Annotated in this window: 2 protein-coding genes; both read right to left on the bottom strand. The window is 40.8% G+C overall.

Annotated features, from left to right (window positions below; all coding sequences use genetic code 11):
* Positions 1-586: 586 nt before the first annotated feature.
* Positions 587-2,215: an aryl-sulfate sulfotransferase gene (locus A5875_RS22390; protein ID WP_088935762.1), complete on the bottom strand. Its 1,629-nt coding sequence runs from the start codon at positions 2,213-2,215 to the stop codon at positions 587-589.
* A gap of 119 nt (positions 2,216-2,334) precedes the next feature.
* Positions 2,335-2,994: an ABC transporter ATP-binding protein gene (locus A5875_RS22385; protein WP_088935761.1), complete on the bottom strand. Its 660-nt coding sequence runs from the start codon at positions 2,992-2,994 to the stop codon at positions 2,335-2,337.
* Positions 2,995-3,039 lie beyond the last annotated feature (45 nt).

Here is a 3,039-nt window from a genome sequence, read left to right as displayed (position 1 = left end):
TGTTCTCCCCCTTTGCCTTATTACTAGTGCGTTCGTTTTAAAATCAGGATAAAGAATGAAAAAGAAAACAATGTGCATCAATAAAGCCTTTGTAAAATATAAATATTTATTGGTATACAAACTATAATTTAAAGCGCTTACATTTATCAAATTTAAAAAGAAAAATCTAATTAAATTATTATCTCGTTAAAAATAAACTAATAACAAAACTTAACTAGACATCAAACGTTATTTTTGTTAATTCCATAACCTTTAAAACGACGCAAGTTATTTGGTCATTCTGGAAAGAAACCTAAAAATTTAGAATGAACAGTTATGGAAAGAAGCACTTTATTTTTGAGATATGTCCGTAAAACTATAAAATATCAACTACCAGTATGAGAAGTATCGGGTTATAAGAAAATGGTACTCTTCACCTGATTTCATCTGATCTTTATCAATTATCTGTCACTGATTTAGATACAACTTCAAGACTAGTGTTTCATCTTCTGAAGACAAAAAATTCCCCATTGCTTTCATGTTAATTAAAGCAATGGGGAAAAAATTCACTTAATCGTTCTTTCAACCATCATAAAAATACTTATTCCTAATTCAACTGATACTCCCAATTCTCATTATAAAGCGAGAAGCGTTCTGCTCGGTATGACCACGCACTGGTTGGAAAATCGGTGAGATCGACATTAAAGACTGTTTCGCCATCTTCAGTGACCTCCATGATGGAGCTGGTTTTGCCTTCATCACGATAGCCGAAATTGACTAAGCGATTACCGGTATCTGATAGATAGCGGGCGCTGCCGATGATTCTAGTAAAGTAATCTTCGCCTAGTTCTTCACCAAAGTTCCAAATTTCTTCGATCGTCTTCTCTTCTTCGTTGATGCGAACTTGACGAGCTTCCGAATATTTTTCGGAGGTGTCTTCATCGCCGCGTGTGACAGAGATATTATTATCATAGAAAAGTACATCCGTTGTTGCTGCATCATCATCCTGATCCGGCAGGACGATCGCCGCGTGCTGTCCGCCGCTGGCTTTGACATCGCCGTCTAGGAAATATTTTTGATAACTCTCAGGCCAGCCGCTGCTGTCTCCCATGATCCATTTGATTTCGTTCGTGGCATAATCAATTTTCATAACCGTATCTTGATGCCTCCCTGAAATAATGATGCTGTTATCCGCCTCATCGTAATCTACCGAATTTTGGTGGAACCAATCGACCTTGCCGTCCTCACGACTGGTCGAATCGTAATCCTCGTAAAAGCTTTCCGGCAAAAGATCCTTCAAATCAATCGTTTTCTCAATTTCGCCTGTTTCACGGCTGACCTCGATCATCGTGTCTTCAATGTAATTACTGCCATCATTGACTGTTAAGAGGAAATTGCCGCTTGGCAGCTCGATGCCATCATGATGGATGACGGTCATTTCGCCTTCACTTGTGCCAGTATCGTTTGAAGCGCTAGAGCTTGAAAAATCATAGCGATTATAGATTTTTCCTAAGTAGTCCGTCTCCAGCAGCACGTTATAGGTATTGGCATCGTTGGCTTCTTTAGTCAGAAATAGTAAATTGCCGTTGTTCAATTCTTGGAAAATATGGCTGTTATAGCGCGTAGAATACCAGCGAACATCCCCATTCGCATCGAAGGCATACGGTCTTCTCGTACTCGGAACAGCAAAGGTCAGCTCGCTGTCGCCGATCTCCATTTTTTGTGTATCGGCTTCTTTGACATCAATGCTGGCAATGGACTTAGGCAACGTTCCTGTTTTTATCGTTACCTTTTTTTCCACGCTTTCTCCTGTTTCATTGGTCAAAGTCACGGTAACTTCATTCTCCGTATCTGCGTATAAACCTAAAACTGGAATACTGTGAGCCGTCGTGTATTCGCTAAAGCTATTTTTGATCGTACTTTCCTCATCTTTACCTGCCACGGAAATATCAACCGTCATCGCTTCATCCGTTTGGAAAAGCAGCAATGCCGAAAGCGGACTGGCATCGTATGGATCAAGCTTCACATAAATATTCTCTTCATTGTATTCACCGCTGTCTAAAAGCGCTTGGTACTCTGCTTCTTCGTCATCCTGCTCCTCTTTCCACTCCGAATTCAAAGTCACGGAAAGTTCTTCCGCCTCCACGTCATTTGATACTGAGCCGCTTACTCCGCAGCCAGCTAAACAAATGCTCATTCCAAGAAAACAGGTCACCTTTTTTAATGTTGTCTTCATTTGCATTCTCCTTATGATCATTTTTTTGCGGGAAAACTTGGTGTTTCGCTTCGAACTGCTTTCTCCAATTTATTTTCACTCGCACATTCATCAACTAGCAAAGTTGGACGAGCATCCCCTTAAGATACTTGACTGAACTCTTGGTTTTTCAGCTCATATACCACATCGCACGCTTTGGCGACTTCCTGTTCGTGGGTGACTAAGATGATACATTTTTTTTGCTCATGGGCGATCTCTTGAAAAAGCTTGACGATCTCACCTGAAGTCGCTTCATCAAGATTTCCAGTCGGTTCATCGGCAACGATTAATTCATGCTCGCAGCATAAAGCCCGCGTTATCGCGACCCGTTGTTGCTGTCCGCCAGATAATAAGGTCACTTTTTTCTCAGCTAGTTCCTTGCCGATGCCGACCTTTTCCAAATTAGCTAAAGCGTAGGCTTTTTTATCGGCCTGCTGACTTTTTGCGATCTCCATCGCCGTGACTACGTTGTCTACTGCTGATAAATACGGCAATAAGTTATACGCTTGGAAGACAATCGAAACATCCTTGCGGCGATACTCTCGCAGACCAATTTTTTTCAAGGAAACATCATCATAAAGAATCTCCCCGCTTTTCGGTGTATCCAATCCTGCGATCAAGGAAAGAAACGTCGTCTTCCCTGATCCGCTCGTGCCTAAAATAGCGTACATTTTGCCCTTTTCAAAAGTCAGATTGACCTTTTCAAACAATGGGCCATTGTTTTCATACCAGTAACTTAAATCCTTCGTTGATAATGTCATAAAGATTTCTCCTTCTTCATATTAATGTATTTATTTTTCCAAAAA

Origin of the sequence: Enterococcus sp. 3H8_DIV0648, assembly GCF_002140655.1 — a bacterium.
GTDB classification, from domain to species: Bacteria; Bacillota; Bacilli; order Lactobacillales; family Enterococcaceae; genus Enterococcus_A; species Enterococcus_A hulanensis.
The sequence above is the reverse complement of the archived record's forward strand: the minus strand, read 5'-3'. Positions and strand labels throughout refer to the sequence as shown.